19 protein-coding genes are annotated in these 21,484 nt (G+C 55.1%); 11 read left to right on the top strand and 8 right to left on the bottom strand.

The window, feature by feature from the left end:
* Nucleotides 1-26: 26 nt before the first annotated feature.
* Together moeB and moeA are read right to left on the bottom strand one after the other, a co-directional pair.
* Nucleotides 27-782: a molybdopterin-synthase adenylyltransferase MoeB gene (gene moeB, locus VI01_RS03615; protein WP_045814013.1), complete on the bottom strand. Its 756-nt coding sequence runs from the start codon at nt 780-782 to the stop codon at nt 27-29.
* Nucleotides 782-2,017, bottom strand: coding sequence for a molybdopterin molybdotransferase MoeA (moeA, locus tag VI01_RS03610; RefSeq protein ID WP_045814012.1), 1,236 nt, complete (start codon nt 2,015-2,017; stop codon nt 782-784). Before moeA ends, moeB begins: the two co-directional genes overlap by 1 nt.
* Nucleotides 2,018-2,245: 228 nt before the next feature.
* Here moeA and VI01_RS03605 point away from each other — a divergent pair, with 228 nt between their 5' ends.
* From VI01_RS03605 to gsiD, 5 genes are all read left to right on the top strand, one after another.
* Complete coding sequence (locus VI01_RS03605) at nt 2,246-3,211, top strand: isoaspartyl peptidase/L-asparaginase family protein (protein WP_045814011.1); 966 nt, start codon at nt 2,246-2,248, stop codon at nt 3,209-3,211.
* A gap of 9 nt (nt 3,212-3,220) precedes the next feature.
* Nucleotides 3,221-5,077: a glutathione ABC transporter ATP-binding protein GsiA gene (gene gsiA / locus VI01_RS03600; protein WP_045814010.1), complete on the top strand. Its 1,857-nt coding sequence runs from the start codon at nt 3,221-3,223 to the stop codon at nt 5,075-5,077.
* Nucleotides 5,078-5,141: 64 nt separating this feature from the next.
* Nucleotides 5,142-6,677 carry a glutathione ABC transporter substrate-binding protein GsiB gene (gsiB, locus tag VI01_RS03595; protein WP_045814009.1) on the top strand — a complete coding sequence of 512 codons (1,536 nt, stop codon included), beginning with the start codon at nt 5,142-5,144 and terminating at the stop codon, nt 6,675-6,677.
* 49 nt (nt 6,678-6,726) lie between these two features.
* A complete protein-coding gene (gene gsiC / locus VI01_RS03590; protein ID WP_034820789.1) occupies nt 6,727-7,647 on the top strand; it encodes a glutathione ABC transporter permease GsiC in 921 nt (306 codons plus the stop codon).
* Nucleotides 7,648-7,657: 10 nt separating this feature from the next.
* Nucleotides 7,658-8,563, top strand: a complete 906-nt coding sequence (gsiD, locus tag VI01_RS03585) for a glutathione ABC transporter permease GsiD (protein ID WP_045814008.1) — start codon at nt 7,658-7,660, stop codon at nt 8,561-8,563.
* Between the two features lie 298 nt (nt 8,564-8,861).
* Here the strand turns inward: gsiD and VI01_RS03580 are convergent, their stop codons facing one another.
* Nucleotides 8,862-10,529 (bottom strand): methyl-accepting chemotaxis protein, encoded by a 1,668-nt coding sequence (locus VI01_RS03580; RefSeq protein ID WP_045814007.1) that lies wholly within the window; start codon nt 10,527-10,529, stop codon nt 8,862-8,864.
* Nucleotides 10,530-10,643: 114 nt separating this feature from the next.
* On the opposite strand from VI01_RS03580, the gene VI01_RS03575 reads away from it, so the two are divergent.
* Complete coding sequence (locus VI01_RS03575; RefSeq protein ID WP_045814006.1) at nt 10,644-11,093, top strand: DUF4385 domain-containing protein; 450 nt, start codon at nt 10,644-10,646, stop codon at nt 11,091-11,093.
* On the opposite strand, the gene rimO is transcribed toward VI01_RS03575, so the two are convergent.
* Entirely contained in the window at nt 11,090-12,415 is a 1,326-nt protein-coding gene (rimO, locus tag VI01_RS03570) for a 30S ribosomal protein S12 methylthiotransferase RimO (RefSeq protein WP_038647904.1), read from the bottom strand. The two genes, VI01_RS03575 and rimO, sit on opposite strands and share 4 nt — an antisense overlap.
* A 330-nt stretch (nt 12,416-12,745) precedes the next feature.
* On the opposite strand from rimO, the gene VI01_RS03565 reads away from it, so the two are divergent.
* From VI01_RS03565 to VI01_RS03555, 3 genes are all read left to right on the top strand, one after another.
* Nucleotides 12,746-13,381: a carbonic anhydrase gene (locus VI01_RS03565; RefSeq protein ID WP_045814005.1), complete on the top strand. Its 636-nt coding sequence runs from the start codon at nt 12,746-12,748 to the stop codon at nt 13,379-13,381.
* A 118-nt stretch (nt 13,382-13,499) separates the two neighbouring features.
* Complete coding sequence (locus tag VI01_RS03560) at nt 13,500-14,156, top strand: DUF3313 domain-containing protein (RefSeq protein ID WP_045814004.1); 657 nt, start codon at nt 13,500-13,502, stop codon at nt 14,154-14,156.
* 105 nt (nt 14,157-14,261) lie between these two features.
* Nucleotides 14,262-15,395: a PQQ-dependent sugar dehydrogenase gene (locus VI01_RS03555; protein ID WP_045814003.1), complete on the top strand. Its 1,134-nt coding sequence runs from the start codon at nt 14,262-14,264 to the stop codon at nt 15,393-15,395.
* Nucleotide 15,396: 1 nt separating this feature from the next.
* On the opposite strand, the gene VI01_RS03550 is transcribed toward VI01_RS03555, so the two are convergent.
* On the bottom strand, nt 15,397-16,053 hold the full coding sequence (locus tag VI01_RS03550) for an HAD family phosphatase (protein WP_045814002.1): 657 nt from the start codon (nt 16,051-16,053) through the stop codon (nt 15,397-15,399).
* A gap of 276 nt (nt 16,054-16,329) precedes the next feature.
* Here VI01_RS03550 and VI01_RS03545 point away from each other — a divergent pair, with 276 nt between their 5' ends.
* Nucleotides 16,330-17,535: a serine hydrolase gene (locus VI01_RS03545; protein ID WP_082082026.1), complete on the top strand. Its 1,206-nt coding sequence runs from the start codon at nt 16,330-16,332 to the stop codon at nt 17,533-17,535.
* Nucleotides 17,536-17,572: 37 nt separating this feature from the next.
* Here VI01_RS03545 and ybjG read toward each other — a convergent pair whose 3' ends face one another.
* The 3 genes from ybjG to VI01_RS03530 form a co-directional block, all read right to left on the bottom strand.
* Nucleotides 17,573-18,178 carry an undecaprenyl-diphosphate phosphatase gene (gene ybjG / locus VI01_RS03540; RefSeq protein ID WP_038647896.1) on the bottom strand — a complete coding sequence of 202 codons (606 nt, stop codon included), beginning with the start codon at nt 18,176-18,178 and terminating at the stop codon, nt 17,573-17,575.
* A complete protein-coding gene (locus VI01_RS03535) occupies nt 18,159-18,920 on the bottom strand; it encodes a phosphatase PAP2 family protein (protein WP_075564069.1) in 762 nt (253 codons plus the stop codon). The genes ybjG and VI01_RS03535 overlap by 20 nt, the downstream gene beginning before the upstream one ends.
* 202 nt (nt 18,921-19,122) lie before the next feature.
* Nucleotides 19,123-20,811 carry an aspartate:alanine antiporter gene (locus tag VI01_RS03530; protein ID WP_038647892.1) on the bottom strand — a complete coding sequence of 563 codons (1,689 nt, stop codon included), beginning with the start codon at nt 20,809-20,811 and terminating at the stop codon, nt 19,123-19,125.
* Nucleotides 20,812-21,060: 249 nt separating this feature from the next.
* On the opposite strand from VI01_RS03530, the gene ybjM reads away from it, so the two are divergent.
* Complete coding sequence (gene ybjM / locus VI01_RS03525; protein WP_369800374.1) at nt 21,061-21,438, top strand: inner membrane protein YbjM; 378 nt, start codon at nt 21,061-21,063, stop codon at nt 21,436-21,438.
* Nucleotides 21,439-21,484 lie beyond the last annotated feature (46 nt).

The raw sequence follows: 21,484 nt of genomic DNA, 5'->3' as shown, positions 1-21,484 counted from the left end.
AAGGTGCGCAGCCATGCGCACCTTGATTATTTCTGGCCGCACACCTCGCAGTGCCTGTCCTGCATCACCTTCATGCTACGGAATTCTGCACTCATCGCGTCATAGATCAACAAGCGTGAACGGGCAGGTTGCCCTAGCGCGGTCAGCACTTTTATGGCCTCTAAAGCTTGCATCGCACCAATGACACCGACCAACGGCGCCAGCACGCCGGCTTCCACGCAGCTTAATGTCTGATCGCCAAACAAGCGGCTAATGCAGCGATAACACGGCTCGTCCTGCTGCCAGGTAAACACGCTGAGTTGACCTTCCATACGAATGGCCGCACCGGAAATCAGCGGCACCTTGTGCTGGAAACACAGACGATTGATCTGTTCACGCGCACTGACGTTATCAGTACAGTCCAGCACCGCATCATGGCGCGCGATCAGGGCGCTGAGTTGGGCATCATCCAGCTGTGCATCAATCGCTTCAAGCTGGCAATAAGGATTCATCGCCGACAGTTGCTGACGCGCAGACTCCACCTTGGGCTGACCGAGGGTGGCATCACTGTGCAGAATCTGGCGCTGCAGGTTACTGAGGCTAACGGTGTCGAAATCCAGCAAGGTAAGATGGCCCACGCCAGCCGAAGCAAGATAGGGTGCAGCAGCACAGCCGAGTCCGCCGAGTCCGACGAGCAAAACGCGCGAGGCTTTAAGCTTCTCCTGACCGTCAAAATCAAAATCCCGCAGTATGATCTGACGGTTGTAACGTAGCATCTCCTCATGGCTCAGTTCGACGCTCATTAGCCCTCCAGCAGGCTATTGAAAACTTCTACCTCAACCCATTCGCCGGGCTCCACATCCGCACGATCGCGGTCTAGCACAATAAAGCAGTCGGCCAGGGCGAAAGAGCTAAACACGTGTGAACCCTGGGCGCCGGTGCTGCGGACTTCCAGCACGCCGTCTTCACCACGACTGAGAATGCCGCGCTGAAAATCGAGGCGGCCAGGCGATTTTTTCAAACGCTGAATGGCGCGAGCGCGTTGGCGCAGCGGCATAATGCGCGTGGTCTGGCCGGTGAGGGTCGCCAGAAGCGGTTGCACCAGCTGATAGAAGGTCACGGCGGCTGAAACGGGATTGCCAGGCAGGCCGCAGAACCAGCTGTTCGCTAAACGGCCAAAAGCGAACGGTTTGCCCGGCTTCATCGCCAGTTTCCAGAAGGTAATCACGCCTAACTCTTCCAGCATCGCTTTGGTGAAATCCGCCTCGCCGACGGACACGCCGCCGGTACTGATCACCACATCTGCCTGACGATCGGCCTCGCTGAACGCCTGGCGCAGCGCCTCGGGATCGTCCGCAATCACGCCCAAATCGATCACTTCGCAGCCCAGTTTGTTGAGCATCAACGATACGGTAAAGCGGTTGGTGTCGTAGATTTGCCCGTCAGCCAAAGGTTGGCCCACCGCCTGCAATTCATCGCCGGTGGAGAAAATCGCCACGCGCAGTTTGCGCAGCACGCTCACTTCGGCAATCCCCAGTGAAGCCAGCAGCGGCAACTCGGCAGCACCGAGGCGAACCCCCGCCTCCAGCACCTGTTTGCCAGCCTGAATGTCTTCACCAATACGGCGGATATTTTGCCCGAGTGTCACGGCGGCGGTGAGGGCGATGCCACCCGCACGCTGTTCGGTTTGCTCCTGCATCACCACCGCATCGCAACCTGCCGGAATCGGCGCACCGGTCATAATACGTATCACGCTGCCAGCGGGCCATTCGCCGTTGAACGGTGCACCGGCAAAGGCTTTGCCCGCCACGGGAAACACATGTTCTGGCGAGATATCGCTGAGACGTAGGGCATAACCGTCCATTGCGGAATTATCGAACGGTGGCACATTCAGCGGAGAAGTGACCGGTTTTGCCGTGATGCGTCCTGCCGCTTCAAACAGCGAGACGCTGAGGCAATCGCTGATGGGGGTAAGCTGTTGCAGCATTTTTTGCTGCGCGTCTTCGAGGGAGATTAATCCTGCGGTGAAAGGTTCCATGTCTGTCTCTGCGTGATGAATTTCTGATGCTGCCTATTATGGTGGCATTTGTCTGCCGAGTCACATGCGACTAAAAAAGCATAATCCACATTAAAAGGTTATGACCGGAGATACACTTTCTGCTTTACAAGCCGGGAGTGCCTTTCTATAGTCGAAAATTGCCAAAAAAAGATGAAAACCATTCTAAATCAGTGTTTTTGGCTCTGATTTCCTGACAGGGTACCGGTTATGGCTAAAGCAGTTATCGCAATTCACGGCGGTGCGGGCGCAATCACGCGTGCCGCCATGAGCGCCGAAAAAGAGCAGCACTATCGTCAGCAACTGAACGCAATCGTTACCGCAGGCCAGCAGATTTTGGCTGCAGGCGGCAGTGCGCTGGATGCGGTGACCGAGGCGGTAAGGTTGCTGGAGGAGTGCCCACTGTTCAACGCAGGCAAAGGCGCGGTGTTTACCCATCAGGGCACCCACGAACTCGATGCCAGCATTATGGATGGTCGTACCCTTGATGTCGGTGCGGTGGCGGGGGTGAATCACATTCGTAACCCGATTCTGGCGGCGCGTAAAGTGATGGAAAACAGCCCTCACGTGCTGTTTATCGGTGCGGGGGCCGAAGCCTTTGCCGTAGAACAGGGGCTGGAACAGGTTGCGCCGGATTTCTTCTCCACGCCTGAACGCTGGGAGCAATTACAGCGTGCGCTCAGCAGCCAGCAGATGGTGCTCGATCATGATGGCGCCGCGCAAAGTCACAGCGACGATCCACTCGACCCCGATCGCAAATTCGGCACCGTGGGTGCCGTGGCGCTCGATCTTCAGGGTAATCTGGCCGCGGCGACCTCAACCGGCGGTATGACCAACAAGCAGGTCGGGCGCGTGGGTGATTCCCCGCTCGTCGGTGCGGGCTGCTACGCTAATAATGAAACGGTGGCGGTCTCTTGTACCGGCACCGGTGAAGTGTTTATTCGTACTCTGGCAGCGTATGACGTTTCTGCACAGATGGAGTACGGTGGCCGTAGCCTGCAGCAAGCCACCGCCAACGTGATTCATGACAAAGTGCAGGAGCTGGAAGGCAGCGGCGGGCTGATTGCCGTCGACAGCCACGGCAATGTGGCGTTGCCCTTCAACAGTGAAGGGATGTATCGGGGATTCGCCTATGTCGGTGGCGAAGTCGAGGTAGCGATTTACCGCGATAGCTAAGGAGCAGGCATGACGCAGCAGCATCAGCAGTTTGCACCCGAGCAGGTTTTGGCGGTGCGTGACCTCAACGTACGGTTTGAGCATGAAGGGCGAATCACCGAAGCGGTTCGTCACCTGTCGCTGGATTTGCATCGTGGGGAAACGCTGGCACTGGTTGGCGAATCCGGTTCGGGCAAATCGGTCACGTCGCTGGCGCTGATGCGCTTGATTCAGCAGGCGGGCGGCGATGTCAGTGGCGATATCCGCCTGCGTCGACGTAACGGCGAGGTGCTGGATGTGATGCACGCCACCGCCAGCCAGATGCGCAAAGTGCGCGGTGCCGATATGGCGATGATTTTCCAGGAGCCGATGACCTCACTCAACCCGGTTTTCACCGTGGGTGAGCAGATCGCCGAATCCATCCGTTTACATCAGGGCAAAAGCCACCAGCAAGCGCAAGCCGAAGCGCGGCGTATGCTGGATCTGGTGCGCATACCTGAAGCCCATAATGTGTTATCGCGTTTTCCGCATCAACTCTCTGGCGGCATGCGTCAACGCGTGATGATTGCCATGGCACTGTCGTGCAAACCGGCGCTGCTGATTGCCGATGAACCCACCACCGCGCTGGACGTGACCATCCAGGCGCAAATTCTGCAGCTGATTCGCGTGCTGCAAAAAGAGATGCAGATGGGGGTGATTTTCATCACTCACGACATGGGTGTGGTGGCGGAGATGGCCGATCGCGTGCAGGTGATGTATCGCGGCGATGTGGTTGAGCGTGCGCCGGTGCAGCAGCTGTTTGATGCGCCGCAACAGCCTTACACCCGCGCCTTGCTGGCGGCAGTACCGAAGTTGGGGGCGATGAGCGGCCAGCCGCTGCCGGCCAAATTCCCGTTGCTGCACACTAATGGTCGTGAAGAGGTGGCGACACCGCAGGATACGGTGCGCAGCGATGAACCACCGATTTTGCAGGTGCGCGACCTGGTGACGCGTTTTGATATTCGTGGTGGTTTACTGAATCGCGTTAAGCGCCGTGTGCATGCGGTGGAGAAGGTCAGCTTTGATCTGCATGCTGGCGAGACGCTGGCGCTGGTCGGCGAATCCGGCTGCGGAAAATCCACTACCGGTCGATCGCTGCTGCGCTTAGTCGCCAGCCAGGGTGGCACGATTACTTTCAATGGTCAGCGCATTGATGCGCTGCAGGGCAACGCGCTGGCTTCGCTGCGTCGCGATATTCAGTTCATTTTTCAGGATCCTTACGCCTCGCTCGATCCGCGCCTGACGGTGGGTTTCTCGATTATGGAACCGCTGCTGGTGCACAAAACCATGGATCGGCGACTGGCGGAGAAGCGCGTAGCCTGGCTGCTGGAGCGCGTTGGCTTGCTGCCGGAGCATGCGCAGCGCTATCCACACGAGTTTTCAGGCGGTCAGCGTCAGCGTATCTGCATCGCCCGTGCGCTGGCGCTGAATCCTAAAGTGGTGATTGCCGATGAGTCAGTCTCGGCGCTGGACGTCTCAATTCAGGCGCAAATCATTAACCTGATGCTCGACTTGCAGCGCGAGTTTGGTATCGCCTTCTTATTTATTTCTCACGATATGGCGGTGGTAGAACGCATCAGCCATCGCGTGGCCGTCATGTATCTCGGACAGATTGTGGAAATGGGGCCGCGCCAGGCGGTGTTTGAGCAGCCGCGCCATCCCTATACCAAAAAACTGATGGCCGCGGTGCCGGTCGCCGATCCGGCGCACCGTCATCGTGAGCGGGCATTAATGGTGGATGAGATCCCCAGCCCGATTCGCCCCTTGGGTGATGAGCCAGAAGTGGCACCGTTACTGGAAGTGACACCGGGGCATTTTGTTGCCCGCCACGCCATTAGCGGCGCCTGAGCAGCAAGCAACCGCGTCATCCACGGATGCCGCGCATGACAGGGATTACAGGAGAACGATAACAATGCACCACATTATGCGAAAAGGGGTTATCACTGCCGGGTTGTTGAGTTCAGCGTTGGCAATGCCAGCGTGGGCAGCGAAGGACGCGGTGATTGCTGTGGCGTCAACCTTTACCACGATGGATCCGTACGACGCCAATGACACATTGTCGCAGTCGGTGGCCAAGGCGTTCTATCAGGGACTGTTCGGCTTTGATAAGGACATGAAGCTGCAAAACGTGCTGGCGGAAAGCTATCAGGTGAGCAGCGATGGCTTAACTTACACCATCAAACTGCGCTCGGGCGTGAAGTTTCAGGATGGCACCGATTTCAATGCCGAAGCGGTGAAGGCCAACATCGACCGTGCCAGCAACCCGGATAATCATCTCAAGCGTTATAACCTGTTTAAGTATGTCGCCAGCACCGAGGCGGTGGATCCGACCACGGTGAAGATTACGCTGAAGCAGCCGTTCTCGGCCTTCATCAACAATCTGGCACACCCGGCGGCAGTGATGATTTCACCCACCGCCCTGAAGAAATACGGTAAGGACATTGGCTTCCATCCGGTGGGGACCGGTCCGTATGAGTTCGTCACCTGGAATCAGACCGACTTCGTCAAAGTGAAGAAGTGGGATGGCTACTGGAAGAAAGGCTATCCGAAGCTGGACAGCATCACTTTCCGCCCGGTGGTAGACAACAATACCCGTGCGGCGATGCTGCAGACCGGCGAAGCGACCTTTGCATTCCCGGTACCGTTTGAGCAGGCGAAATTGCTGCAGGGCAACAGCAAACTCGACGTCGTCACCACGCCATCGATTATGCAGCGTTACATCAGCCTCAACGTGACGCAGAAGCCGTTTGATAACCCGAAAGTGCGTGAAGCGCTGGAGTACGCCATTAACCGTGAGGCGCTGGTCAAAGTCGCGTTTGCGGGTTATGCCACACCGGCTACCGGCATCGTGCCGCCGGCGATTGATTTTGCGCAGACCTATCCGGCAATCAAATATGATCCGGCCAAAGCGCGTGAACTGTTGAAGGAAGCCGGTTTCCCGAACGGTTTCGAGACCACACTGTGGTCCTCTCACAACCACAGCACGGCGCAGAAAGTGTTGCAGTTCACTCAGCAGCAGCTGGCGCAGGTCGGCGTGAAGGTTAAAGTCACCGCGATGGATGCTGGCCAACGTGCCGCAGAAGTCGAGAGTAAAGGGCAGAAGGAGAGCGGTGTCCGCATGTTCTACACGGGCTGGTCAGCTTCGACCGGTGAAGCAGATTGGGCACTGACGCCGCTGTTTGCCACCACCTCCTGGCCGCCAGCCATCTTTAACACGGCGTTCTACAGCAATCCGCAGGTAGATAAAGATCTGAGTGATGCATTGAAAACCACCGATCGTGATCAGAAAGTCAAACTGTACAAAGACGCTCAGGATCGTATCTGGAACGACCATCCGTGGATTCCGCTGGTGGTTGAGCAGTTGCTCTCCGCGAACAATAAAAACCTCACCGGTTTTTATGTCATGCCCGATACCTCATTCAATTTTGATGAGGCGGATCTGAAGTAACTGGCAAGGCCAGCCTTGCGAGGCTGGCCGTTGCTGCGCAGGATTTTGCATGCTCAACTATTTTCTCAAACGACTACTGGGGTTGATCCCCACGCTGCTGATTGTTGCGGTGCTGGTGTTCTTGTTTGTCCACCTGCTGCCGGGCGATCCGGCGCGCCTGATCGCGGGTCCGGAAGCGGATGCCTCAGTGGTGGCACTGGTGCGCCAGGAACTGGGCCTCGACCAACCGCTGATCCAGCAGTTCTGGCACTTTATTCTCAATGCCTTGCAGGGGGATTTCGGCCAGTCGATGGTATCCAAACGTCCGGTCTCGGAAGAGATTGCTGCACGCTTCTTCCCGACGCTGTGGCTGACGCTGACCAGCATGGTATGGGCGGTGATTTTCGGTATGACCATCGGCATTACATCGGCCGTCTGGCGCAACCGCTGGCCCGATCGCATCGGTATGACGCTGGCTGTGTCTGGTATCTCTTTTCCCGCTTTCGCCTTAGGCATGCTGCTGATGCAGGTGTTCTCTGTTGAGCTGGGTTGGCTGCCAACGGTCGGTGCCGACAGCTGGAAACACTACATTCTGCCTTCGATAACCCTGGGTGCAGCCGTGGCGGCGGTGATGGCACGCTTTACCCGCGCCTCGTTTGTCGAGGTGATGCAGGAAGATTACATGCGTACCGCGCGCGCCAAAGGGGTACGTGAGTCGCTGGTGGTGGTCAAACACGGTCTGCGCAATGCGATGATCCCGGTGGTGACCATGATGGGCCTGCAGTTTGGTTTCCTGCTGGGTGGCTCGATTGTGGTGGAGGTGGTGTTTAACTGGCCAGGTTTAGGCCGCCTGTTGGTGGATTCTGTTGAGATGCGCGATTACCCGGTCATTCAAGCCGAGGTGCTGCTGTTCTCGCTGGAGTTCATTTTGATCAATTTGATTGTCGATATGCTGTATGCGGCGATCAACCCGGCCATCCGTTACAGGTAAGGAGTCGCACTTGAAAAACTGGCGACGCGCAGCGGCATTGAAAACCATGCCGATGATGACGGAAACCCGGGTACGTACGCCGTGGCGTGAATTCTGGCGCCGCTTTCGTCATCAACATGTGGCGATGGTGGCGGGCTTATTTGTGCTGCTGTTGATTGTGGTGGCGTTTATCGCCCCGTTTATTGCCCCGTTTGATGCAGAAAACTATTTTGACTACGACCGGCTGAATGATGGGCCATCGATGATGCACTGGTTTGGTGTGGATTCGCTGGGGCGTGACATATTTAGCCGCGTACTGGTCGGTACGCGTATTTCACTGATTGCCGGTTTTTTCTCGGTGGCGATCGGTGCGCTGATAGGTACGTTACTGGGCTTGCTGGCCGGTTATTACGAGGGCTGGTGGGATCGCATTACCATGCGTATCTGTGACGTGCTGTTTGCTTTCCCTGGCATTCTGCTGGCGATTGCGGTGGTGGCGATCATGGGCAGCGGCATGAGCAATGTGATTGTGGCGGTGGCGATTTTCAGTATTCCAGCCTTTGCTCGTCTGGTGCGTGGCAATACGCTGGTGCTGAAACACCAAACTTTTATTGAATCAGCCCGCAGCATCGGCGCATCAGACTGGACGATTATTACGCGTCACATTCTGCCCGGTACCGTGTCGTCAATTGTGGTCTATTTCACCATGCGTATCGGCACGTCGATCATCACGGCGGCGAGTTTGTCGTTCCTCGGACTGGGCGCACAGCCGCCCACGCCGGAGTGGGGCGCGATGCTGAATGAAGCGCGGGCCGATATGGTGATTGCGCCGCATGTGGCGATCTTCCCCAGTCTGGCGATTTTCCTGACGGTGTTGGCGTTTAATCTGTTGGGGGATGGACTGCGAGATGCGTTGGATCCGAAGTTAAAGACCTGATCCCGTTTGCACGCCTTAGGGTGCAGAGTTCGTCAGCTGAGGTCATTTTCGCAAAGGCTGTCACGGTTAAAAGTGGCAGCTTTTTTCGTTTGGCTGAGAAGCAGAGGTGCGGGCCAGCGCACCTCTGCTGCTGGCTCCTGGCCCAACATAAAAGCCTCAGCGCTGCGGATAGCCCTTGCAGCAGCAGAGGCCTCTGGCCTCCACTATGGTGCCCTTTTTAACAATGAGCACTGCGTTATCATCCATTGCTAAACAGACGAGCAGGTCGCCACTTTGGCTCCCCTGGTTTTCAGTTACCTCAGAAGGTTTCCCAGTTGTCGTTGCTGTGTGCACCATCAGCGGGCAAAGCGCGTGGTGTGGCTGCGACAGGGGCTTTCACGGTTTTTGTTATCGGTGCAATCACAGCCCGTGTCCCGGTTTTAAAGCGCGCCACCGCCGAGGACAAGCTGCTGGCCTGTTGCTCCAGCGAAGCCGAGGCGTTAGCCGATTCCTGCACCAGCGTGGCATTCTGTTGCGTCACGCGATCCATCTCGTTCACCGCCACACCAATCTGGTCGATACCGCGACTCTGCTCGTCTGAAGCTGATGCAATTTCGCCCATGATGTCAGTCACGCGCGTGACCGCACTGACGATCTCCTGCATGGTATCGCCGGCGCTGCTTACCTGTTGTGAGCCTAAATTGACGCGCTGCACGGAGCCCTCAATCAGCAGCTTAATCTCTTTCGCTGCCTGTGCACTGCGCTGCGCCAGGCTACGGACTTCACCCGCTACCACCGCAAAGCCACGCCCCTGTTCACCTGCGCGCGCTGCCTCAACGGCAGCATTCAGCGCCAGAATATTGGTCTGGAAAGCAATGCCGTCGATCACGCTGGTAATGTCGGCGATTTTTTTCGAGCTGTCGGCGATGTCACGCATGGTTTTTACGACGCCATCCACCACGTTGCCGCCTCGGTCAGCCGTTTCCGATGCGGTTTTCGCCAACTGCGTCGCCTGACGTGCGTTATCGGCATTCTGTTTAACGGTGGCGGTCAACTCTTCCATGCTGGCGGCGGTCTCTTCCAGCGAGGCGGCCTGTTGTTCAGTGCGGGAGGAGAGATCGTTGTTACCGTTGGCGATCGCGCTGGCACTGCCGAAAATGGCATCGGCACTGTCGCGGACATTGTTGATCGTGCCCAACAGTGCTTGCTGCATATGGTTGAGGCTCGCGGCAATGGCGGCCATTTCACTGTGTCCTTCAATCGTCAAACTGGCGGAAAGATCGCCCTCGGCGAAGCGCTCCATCTGCTGCTGCACTTGCTTCATCGGCGCTAACAGGATGCGGCGAACCAGCAGCCAAACCACCAGCAACAACAGCACCACAATCACTGCCATCACGGCGACCATCACCAGCATATGCTGATAAGTGCTATCGTTATCCGCAGTGCGCGCATTGATCAACTGCACGTTGTCGCCACGCCATTGCTTGTAGGCCGCTTCCAAATCGTCCTGCGCCTGTTGTGCATCCAACTCGCCATAGGCGGCGTAGTTGTTGGCTTTCAGGAATGCGGCAGATTGGTTTAAAAGCTGATAATAAGCCGTGAACTTGCTCTCAATGAGCTGGGCGGACTCTGCACTTTGCCCCGCAATCCGTGGGACACTTTTGTAGCGGTCAAAGTGCTGCTTAGCTTCATCAAGCGATGCGCCCGCGGAAACCAGCAGCTTGTTAATGGCAGCGCGTGAAGCATCATCGGTCTGATTCTTCAGGATGCGAATCGCCACGCGGTTGATGATAACGCGCGTTTTCACTAGCGTTTGCCAGCTATCGGAGAACTCACGTTGTTGATGCGATAGCTGGTTACTGGCGGTGAAATTATGCTGGCCAGCGATCAGGGAAGATAAAAACAGCGAGCCGGAGATGGCCTGCATAGCGGTGAATACCAACAGCATCAATATGATGGCAGTCACAATTTTCATTTTCGTTAACATGATTTTCCCTGAGCAAAGTAGGCTAGTAGAGAAGTTATCGGTGTAAAAGCATATTGCTTAAGAGCCGCAAAAAAATAATTGCAATAAGTGATAATGTCGTGCAGGAGAAATGCAGTGAAACCCTTTAATTACGAACAAGACTTTAAGAATATCGATTTCCGACAGCGGCCAGACCTTTATCAGGTTGGGCGCGGTGAGCAGGGGGTGTTAATGGTGGAGCCTTACAAGAGCGAAATTTTGCCATTCTGGCGCTTCCGGACCGTGGAACTGGCTCAGGAGTCTTCCGTTCAGATCATGCAGTTGTTTGAGGAGTATCGTGCACAGGACGACTTTGTCGGCATGGATATGGCGCGAAAATTTATTCAGATGGGCTATACCCGCGCGCGCCGATATAGCAATCACAAAGGCGGACGCAAATATGATGCGGATGGCAATGAGTTGCCGCGCACCACAGAAAAAGAAAAGGCCGCAGCAGCGGCCATCTTCAAATTATGCTGGGATCGGCTGAGAGCGGACACCGATTATCTGGCGCGCAAACGCGCGCACCAGCAGAAGCACGGTTAAACGCGCGTACCCCATAAATCGTACTCATCGGCGTGTTCAACTTTGACACGCACCACATCACCGACTTTCACCTGACGATCGCCATTCAGATACACCGCGCCGTCGATCTCAGGTGCATCGGCCATGCTGCGACCCACCGCGCCTTCTTCATCCACTTCATCGATGATCACCAACACTTCACGGCCGATTTTCTCCTGCAAACGCTCGCTGGAGATTTTCTGCTGCAGTTGCATGAAGCGATCGAAACGTTCCTGCTTCACGTCGTCTGGCACCTGATCCGGCAGCTGGTTGGCCGTCGCGCCTTCAACCGGGCTGTACTGGAAGCAGCCAACGCGATCCAGACGCGCTTCTTTCAGGAAGTCGAGCAGCATCTGGAAATCTTCTTCGGTTTCGCCGGGGAAGCCGACGATAAAGGTCGAACGCAGCGTCAGTTCCGGGCAAATTTCGCGCCAGCGTTTGATGCGCTCCAGCGTGCGTTCAACCGCGCCTGGACGCTTCATCAACTTCAGGATGCGTGGGCTGGCGTGCTGCAGCGGAATATCAAGATAAGGCAGAATTTTCCCTTCGGCCATTAACGGAATCACGTCATCCACATGCGGGTAAGGGTAGACATAGTGCAGACGCACCCACACGCCGAGTTTCGCCAGCTGTTCGCACAGGCTCACCATGCTGGTTTTCACCGGGGATCCGTTCCAGAAACCGGTGCGGTGTTTCACGTCGACGCCGTAAGCCGAGGTATCCTGTGAGATCACCAGCAGCTCTTTGACGCCGGCTTCCACCAGACGCTTGGCTTCGTCGAGCACCGAACCAATCGGGCGGCTGTCGAGATCGCCACGCATAGAAGGGATGATGCAGAAAGTGCAGCGGTGGTTACAGCCTTCGGAAATTTTCAGGTAAGCGTAGTGGCGCGGCGTCAGCTTCACGCCTTGCTCTGGCACTAAGCTCAGGAACGGGTTGTGTTCCGGCTTTGGCACATAGGTGTGAACGTGCGACAGCACTTGCTCGTAGCTGTGCGGGCCGGTGATTTCCAGTACCTTAGGATGCACTTCGCGGATCTGATCCACTTTGGCACCCAGGCAACCGGTGACGATCACTTTGCCATTCTCGTTCAGCGCTTCACCGATGGCTTCCAGTGATTCCTGTACGGCGCTATCAATAAATCCACAGGTGTTAACGATGACGATCTCCGCATCATCGTAGCGTGGCACCACATCGTAGCCTTCAGTACGCAGTTCCGTCAGGATGCGTTCTGAGTCGACGAGGTTTTTTGGGCAGCCGAGTGAGACGAAGCCTACGCGCGGCGGATTTTTGACATGGCTCATAAGGATAATAATTCATCATAATTAGTGTGGATAGGCGGGGGATTGTACAGAGGTTGCGAGGGAAAATGTATAGGTGATGTAAGAATCTCCTTAACAGCGTAATGGGCGTTTCCCGCTATGCTTAATGGAGCCGTTATCCGTTCAAATCATCGCCGATAAGGCCGGTGGCTGCGAACCGTTAACGGTGATCCGAGTTGTGTAAACCCGCCTGTTTTGCTTAAATGTTCGGTTGGTGATTGTAAGTTATTCACCGCACTGAAGAATTTGAACGCGTGCTGACGGTGCCGATCGTATCGCCAGCGCAGATGCGGATAAAGTGAGAGCAGACAAATGCAAGAGATCGTTAAAGGTTTTCTGAATTTCCAACAGAATGTGTTCCCTGAAAGGAAGGATCTTTTCAAAAGTCTGGCGTCAAACCAGAATCCCAAAGCCCTGTTTATCTCCTGCTCAGACAGCCGTCTGGTGCCTGAACTGGTCACCCAATCTGAGCCAGGCCAACTGTTCGTGATTCGTAACGCCGGTAATATTGTGCCACCGTTTGGTCCCGAACCGGGTGGTGTATCTGCGACGATCGAATACGCCGTTGTCGCGCTGGGCGTGACTGAAATCATCATTTGCGGTCACTCCAACTGTGGCGCCATGAACGCCATCGCATCCAATGCGGATTTGGAAAGCATGCCCGCAGTTGATCACTGGTTGCACTACGCCAATGCAGCGAAAGCTGTGGTGGAAGAGCGTAACTATGAAGCGGTGGAAATCCGTCTCAATGAAATGGTCAAAGAGAACGTTATTGCCCAACTGAACAATATCAAAACACATCCTTCGGTAGCCGTTGCGCTGCGTAAAGGCAAAGTCCGCCTGCATGGGTGGGTTTATGATATTGAGAGCGGCGGTATTATTGCCCTGACCAAAGGTGGCGAAAGTTTCATTTCGTTGTCAGAGAATCCAGAAACCTGCTTCGAGTAATTCCTCTAACCACCTGCAATGCAGGTGGTTTCTTCTCTCAATCTGTGAAAATTTCCCGCTAAAGCGCAGCGTGCGCTCTACACTTGAGAAGCGATTTACCTCTTATAAGGGCTTTCTCATGCGATTTCGTCTTTATATTCCTGCTTTAACGCTGGCATTTCTGGCCGTGGGTTGTACCTCTCATGTTGCGGATAAACAGCAGTTTTCTGGATTTCTCGGCGATTACAGCCAGCTGAAATCTGAGCAATCTCCCAGCGGAAAACCTACCCTGCGCTGGATATCTCCGGATTACCACAGCGCCAATTACACCAACGTGGTGTTTGAGCCGGTGGTTTACTACCCTGCAGCACGTCCCACTGAACGCATCAGCCAGCAGACGTTGGATCAAATCCGTCAATACACCGATAGCCAGTTAAAACGCGCGGTCGCAGAACGTAAACCGGTGGTGGGCAAGCCTGGTGCACATACGCTTAGGGTGAAAAGCGCCATCACCGCCGTAACGGCAGAAAACGAAGGAGTGCAGTTCTACGAAGTGGTGCCGATTGCGGCAGTTGTAGCAAGCACCATGGCGGCCACCGGCCACCGTACGCAAAACAGTGCGCTGTTCCTCGAAGTGGAAGCGGTCGATGCCCAGACCGGCAAGCCAATGATCAAAGTCGTGCGCAAAGCCTTTGGTAAATCTCTGCCGAACAACAGTACGCCAATTACGCTCAACGATCTTCGTCCGGGCATCGACGAAATGATTCGTGATGTTGTGGCCTTCTCCGCGCCTTAATCCCGTCGCCCGGCGCTATGTCGGGCTTAATGTTTTGTAAATCCTGCACATCCTTTCTTACGGGCTGACTACCCTTAACGGCAGACCGTGATAAAGGAGAATCCCATGCGTTTACTGCCTGTCGCGCTGATGCTTGGCGCATTGAGCTATGCCCACTCGACTCTGGCTGCTGATGTCCAGGTTCAGGTATTGCAGGATAAACTCGACCATCCGTGGTCGGTGGCTTTCCTGCCCGACAATCAAACGCTGCTGATCACCGAACGCGCCGGGCAACTGCGCAGTTGGCAGCCGGGGAAGGGATTGTCGCAGCCCATCAGCGGTGTGCCAAACGTGTGGGCAAACCGCCAGGGCGGCTTACTGGATGTGGTATTGGCACCGGATTTCGCCCAGAGTCGCCGCGTGTGGCTCAGTTACACCACGGCTGATGCGCAGGGGCGAGCGGGTGGGGTCGTCGGCTATGGCCGTCTCAGTGAAGATAATCGTCAGTTGAGTGACTTTAAGGTGGTGCTGGAACAGACACCGAAACTCTCCAGCGGCGCGAATATGGGAACCCGGCTGGCGTTTGATGAGCAGGGCTTTCTTTTTATCGCGTTTGGCGACAACTTTTCCAGCCTGAGCGCGCAACAGCTCGACAAGCTCTCAGGTAAAATCGTGCGCCTGACGCAGAACGGCGATATCCCGTCAGACAATCCTTTTGTGCAGCGCAAAGACGCGCGTGCAGAAATCTGGTCTTACGGCATGCGCAATCCACAGGGATTAGCCTTCAATCCGTGGACCCAGCAGATGTGGGAGAGTGAACACGGCCCGCGCGGCGGCGATGAAGTGAATATCCCGCAGAAAGGCAAAAATTACGGCTGGCCGTTGGCCACTTACGGTATTGATTATAGCGGGCAGAAAGTACCGGAAGCGCAGGGCACGCATGTCGCGGGAACAGAACAACCGCAGTTCTGGTGGAAAGTATCACCGGCCATCAGCGGGATGGCGTTTTACAACAGCGCACGTTTCCCGCAGTGGAAAAATTCGCTGTTCATCGGCGCACTGAAGGAAAAAAGCCTGATTCGCTTACGGGTGAACGGTGAGAAAGTGGTGGAAGAGCAGCGATTGCTGGGGGATCGCGGCGAACGTATTCGCGATGTGCGCCAGGGACCGGATGGTTATCTCTATGTGCTCACCGATGAAGCCAACGGCAAGCTGCTAAAAGTCGGGCTGGCGGAGCCCGCCAGCGCCGCGCGCGGATAACTTAACGCACCCAGTTACAGACTTCCCAACCGCGCTGCTGTGCTTGCTCCAGCAGCAGCGCATTAGGATTGACCACCCAGGCGTGATCGGCGTGATTGAGCAGGGGTAAATCGTTCATGGAGTCGCTGTAAGCCCAGGTTTTTTCAAAGCGCTGATCCTGCTGCAAAGCCTTCCAGTCACTCAGACGGGTGACTTTCCCTTCTCGATAGGTGGCGGTGCCGTAAATCTGGCCGCTGTAGCGCTCGTCCACCACTTCCACGCCAATCGCCAGCGCGCCATGCACGCCCAGACGTTGCGCAATCGGTACCGCCAGATGATCGCCGCTGGCGGTGATGATCATCACGGTATCGCCGCGCTGCTGATGCCAGTTAATGCGTTCCCGCGCAGCGGGGAACACGCGTGGCAGGATATCGCGATGGATGAAACGCCGCACCCAACCCTCAACCGTCAGGGTCGCCATACCGGCGAGCGGGGAAAGCGTCGTGCTCATGTACTCTTCAATTGACAGGGTGCCGGCATGGTATTTCTCCATCAAGGCTTGTTCCTGAGAGATGAGTGCTTCGGGGGCAAATCCCTGTGAGACCAGCCAGCGCAGCCACAGGCTGGTACTGTCTTCACAAATCAGGGTTTCGTCCAGATCGAAAACGGCTAAGTCCATCGTGGTTCTCCTCGGGCTGATTGGCATCAGGTTAGCGGAATTTTGTGACTGGCTTAACCGTTCTGCGAAAAATCGGAATTTCTCTCACTTTTTCCACTGCGGCCGAAGCGTAAAAGTGGCAGCGCAGCAGGGTTGATGCCAGGGTTACTCTAATAAACTCTATAAAACTTTACGGTTGGACGGTTTTGTTCGCAGGTGGTAAGCGTGTAGCTTTTATTAAGACATGTCTTACCTGCTAGAAAACCATGATTTAACAAGGACAATCTGGTCACGCTCATGAGAAAAAACTCCGTCATTTCTGCTTTGTGGCCACTGGCTGCCACTTCATTATTAGTGCTTTTCCTTCCCGTCACCACTCAGGCTGAACAGGCGCCTGCAGCCCCTCAAATTGAGGCTAAAGCCTGGATTCTGATGGACTACAACAGCGGCAAGGTACTGGCTGAGTCCAATGCCGACCAGCGGTTGGATCCCGCCAGCCTGACCAAAATGATGACCAGCTATGTGGTCGGCCAGGCGCTGAAAGCCGGTAAGATCCATAACGATGACCTGGTGACTATCGGTCAGGATGCATGGGCAACCGGCAATCCAAAACTGCGCGGCTCCTCGCTAATGTTCCTCAAACCCGGTGACCGCATTCCGGTTTCTGAGCTCAATAAAGGCGTGGTGATTCAGTCAGGCAATGATGCCTGTATCGCACTGGCAGATTATGTCGCCGGTAGCCAGGACTCGTTTATCGGCCTGATGAACAACTACGTTAAAGCGTTTGGACTACAAAATACCCACTTTATGACGGTGCACGGGCTGGATGCCGATGGGCAATACAGCACCGCGCGCGATATGGCGATCATCGGGCAGCGTCTGATTAGCGATGTGCCTGAAGAGTACGCGTTAAACAGCGAGAAAGAGTTCACTTTTAATCATATCAAGCAAATGAACCGTAACCGCCTGTTGTGGAGCAGTAACCTGAAAGTGGATGGGATTAAAACCGGACATACCTCGGGCGCGGGTAATAACCTGGTCGCGTCTGCGGTCGACGGGGATATGCGTTTAATTTCGGTGGTGCTGGGTACCCAAAGTGATGCGATTCGCTTCCGTGAAAGTGAGAAGTTGCTCACCTGGGGTTTCCGTTTCTACGAAACCGTGACGCCGATAAAAAGCGACAAGCCTTTTGCCCAGCAGCGTGTGTGGTTTGGTGAACAGAGCCAGGTCAATCTCGGCGTGGCGAAAGATGCGGCGATCACCGTCCCGAAAGGTCAGATGAAAAACCTTAAGGCGAGTTTCACCCTGAATTCACCGCAGCTGGAGGCGCCGCTGGAGAAGAACCAGGTGGTGGGGACCATTGATTTCCAACTGGATGGCAAAACCGTGGATCAGCGCCCGCTGGTGGTGATGGAAGCGGTGCCGGAGGGCGGGTTTATGGGTCGTATCTGGGATTTCATCATGATGAAATTTAACGGCTTGTTTGGGAAGTGGTTTAGCTAGTCCCCTATTGGGCGGCCCGAGTGAGCCGCCCTTTACCTTATCCGCGTACCCACCCTTTTTTGATCGGCATAGCGAACAGAGCGCGATACAGCTGGTGGGTGAATGTCAGCATGCGTTCGCCGTACAACTGCCACGCCATATGCGAGGCCAGACACGCCAGTAAGCCCACCAAAAATCCGCCCAGCATATCCATAGGCCAATGTACGCCAAGATAAACGCGTGACCAGGCAATCGCACTGCCCACGGCCAGCAGAATGACGCCAGACCACAGGCGATGCCAGAAGATGAACGCCAGTGCAAAAGTGAAGATGGTGGTGCCATGATCGCTGGGGTAGGAGTCATCGGCGGCGTGAGCGAGGAATTGGTGCCCTAAGCCAATGGCAAATGGACGCGGATGCGGCAACAGTTGGCCCACGCACCATGAAATGCTCAATGCATAAATCAGCGCCATACCGGTTTTCAGTACCAGCGCGCGTTGAGATTGCACTTGATCGCGCGGCCCCCAAAACCATAAGGCCACAATCAGCAGCGGGACAATGGCAATCACATCTTTGGCGATAAAGGTCGCCAGGTTAATCAACCATGGCGGTGAATCCGTCGTGGCGTTGATCCATAGAAACAGGCTATGGTTGAGCGCTTCCATCACGTTTGCTTTTCCTCATCTTGTCTACCCAAAAAGAAACACCAGCAAAAATCAGCACCTGGCTCAGCCACACCCACCAGCCTGCCCACAAGTTGTGAGAGAAGAAGTGGGCACCGCGCATCACCTGTCCGTATCCCATCAGTAAGCCCACGGTGATACCGAACAACAGCGCCAGCACGGCGCGGCGCGGATGTTCTGGCCACCACAGAAAGAACAGCGCCATCAGGGCAAAGCCGCTGGAAGCGTGACCGCCTGGGAAGCATTGCCCGGGACCGCTGTTGGCCGGAGTAGGGTCCAGCAGCACAAAACTGGCCGCTTTACCGCCAAACATCGCCAAATCCCATGGACAGGAGTGCGCGCTGTGCGCCTTCAGGATGCCCACCACTAGCGGCCCCATGCCAAACAGCAGGGCCACCAGCACGCGGCGACCATCACGCTTCTGCACCCCTCGTAACAACATCAATACCGCACCGGCGATGATCACATCCTTGAACAAGCGATGATTGATCAGGTCCAGCCAGCGGTTGTGTTGCCACGGAAACGTCTGCGTCTGTGGGTCAAACCACAGCTGACTGATGGCGATATCCAGGCTTTCGTGGCGCGACCACCACATAAACACCAGTGCCGAAATTGCCAGTAAAATAAAGTTGATAGCGTAAAAGCGACCAGACAAACAATAAATAGTCGGGCTCTTAATCTTATCGTGGGTTGTTGGAGTGTTTAACTTTGATGAAAGTTGCATGAATATTTAAAAATAGCGAAACCAGAGTGGCAGGGTCGCAATTTACGCTTAGGAGAACCTTAAGCGGCAGGAATTGCAGGCATAAAAAAACCCGCAAGTCAGTGACCGGCGGGCTCCACAATTTGGGGATTTCAAAGAAAAGCAGTGGCACTTATTCAGACTGCGCCCCAAATAGAAAGTTCTGAACGCGGTAAAAATATTTTTAAAAAGGCAAAAGCGGCCAAATTATCACAATAAGCGTGCCGGCCAGCGTCAGCAAAACGTTAGCAATCGCATAAGTTCCTGCATAGCCCAGTGCCGGAATGCTACTGCGCGCGGTATCGCTGATGATCTCCATCGCCGGGGCGCAGGTGCGTGCGCCCATGATGGCGCCAAACAGCAGCGCGCGGTTCATGCGTAACACGTAGGCACCAAACAGATAGCAAATCACCACTGGAATCAAACTCACCAGCAGGCCGCTGAGCAACATCAAAGCGCCTGCGCTGCCCAGGCCATGTTGCAGGCCGCTACCGGCGCTCAAACCGACACCTGCCATAAACACCATCAAACCGAACTCCTTCACCATGGTCAGCGCACCCTGCGGAATGTAGCCGAAGGTCGGATGGTTCGCGCGCAGGAAACCGAGCATGATACCCGCGAACAGCAAACCGGCGGCGTTACCGATGCCGAAGCTAAAGTTGCTGAACTGGAAGGTGATCATGCCGATCATCAACCCAATGATAAAGAAGGCGCAGAAGGCCAGCAGATCGGTCATTTGACTGTGAATGGCAATAAAGCCGATGCGATCTGCCAGGCTTTTCACTCGGCGCGCTTCACCACTGACCTGCAACACATCGCCCTTGTTGAGCATGATGCTGTCATCAATTGGCATCTCAATCTGGCTGCGAATCACCCGATTGAGGAAGCATCCATGATCGGTGAGTTTCAGATGGCTCAAACGTTTGTTCACCGCATTGTGGTTTTTCACCACAATCTCTTCGGTGACGATACGCATGTCGAGTAAATCGCGGTCGAACACTTCTTTGCCGTTACGGAAGCTGGCATCAAGGCGTGCGTGTGCATCGGGGTAGCCCACCAGCGAAATTTCATCACCGAGTTGCAGCATCGCATCCCCATCCGGGCTGGCGAGAATACCGTTACGGCGCAGACGTTCAATGTAGCAGCCGGTCTGACGATGAATGCCTAACTCGCGCAGGTTTTTGCCGCCGCTCCATTCCACCAGTTCCGGGCCAACGCGATAGGCGCGGATGACCGGTAAGAACACTTTACGCTGGCTGTCGGCATCCAGTCCGCGCTCTCGCGCAATCTGCTGCGCGCAGGTCGGTAAGTCCTGATGTTGCAGACGGGGCAGATAGCGAGCACCAAAGATCAGGCTGACCAGACCGATTAAATAGGTGAGGGCGTAACCGAGGCTGAGGTTATCCTGCATCATGTTGAGCTGATGGCTGTCACTGATGCTTTGCCGCAGCGTGTCACCCGCGCCCACCAGCACCGGCGTGGAAGTCATGGAACCGGCCAGCATGCCCGCCGTCAGGCCGATATCCCAGCCGAACACTTTACCCAGCCCAAGAGCAATGAGCAGCGCACTGACCACCATCACAATGGCGAGGAAGAAGTAATTTTTACCGTCGCGGAAAAAGATCGAAAAAAAGTTAGGTCCGGCTTCAACACCGACACAAAAAATAAACAACATAAAGCCGAGGCTGAGTGCGTCGGTATTTATCGCAAAATGCTGCTGGCCTAAAATCAATGAAACAACGAGGACACCAATGGAATTTCCTAGCTGTACCGAGCCCAGGCGTAATTTACCTAAGCACAGCCCCAGGGCTAAGACGACAAATAATAACAGAACGTCATTTCCGCTTAACAATTCTGCGACGTTAATGTTCACGGTTTAACTTCTTCTTTACCTGTAACAAGTTGATGAGAAGGCCTTTTTTCGCTATCTTGTGGCAGCCGTTAGCGTCCTTGCCGCCAGCAAGGTGCAGACCATTATTTAAAACGGCGTCATTCTAATCATAAATAACTTCCTCAGCTATCTGCAGTTTTTAATCCTTCTGCCAGTGGCTGTTTCTTTTTATTTCCACTTGTGCGCATCAGGGCAGTAAACGTTTCAATATTGTTAACAACAAAGTTGAGGATGGTTATGTTGCAGCGCAATAATCGCTGGCCAGCATCAGTTCTGGGTATGATGCTTTATACGCTGGTGTTTATTTTTGCACACCATTTTTGGGCTCTTGCCGCGGAACAAACTATGCGCGGACAGCCTGAATTATTGCTGTTTTTATTGCCGGGCATGTTAATGGCGGTGTTGCAGCCAGATAGCCCCCTGGTCAGTACACTGTGGGTCGCCGTGGTGGGCACGCTATTGGGGATGGCCTGGATGTGGCTCACCGTCACGCAGATGCACAGTTGGCTGCTGATTGTTGCATGGAGTTTAAGTGCGCTGTTTTGGGCTGGATGCGGGGCGTTACTGATCCGCCTGATGCGAATTATGCTGGCGATGCGTGCCGAATAGCACGATCAAAAACGGGCCCGCAGGCCTAATGCCGATCAGTTAAGGA

This window comes from Pantoea sp. SM3, assembly GCF_000963995.1.
In the GTDB taxonomy this organism is placed as follows: domain Bacteria; phylum Pseudomonadota; class Gammaproteobacteria; order Enterobacterales; family Enterobacteriaceae; genus Pantoea; species Pantoea rwandensis_B.
The sequence above is the reverse complement of the archived record's forward strand: the minus strand, read 5'-3'. Positions and strand labels throughout refer to the sequence as shown.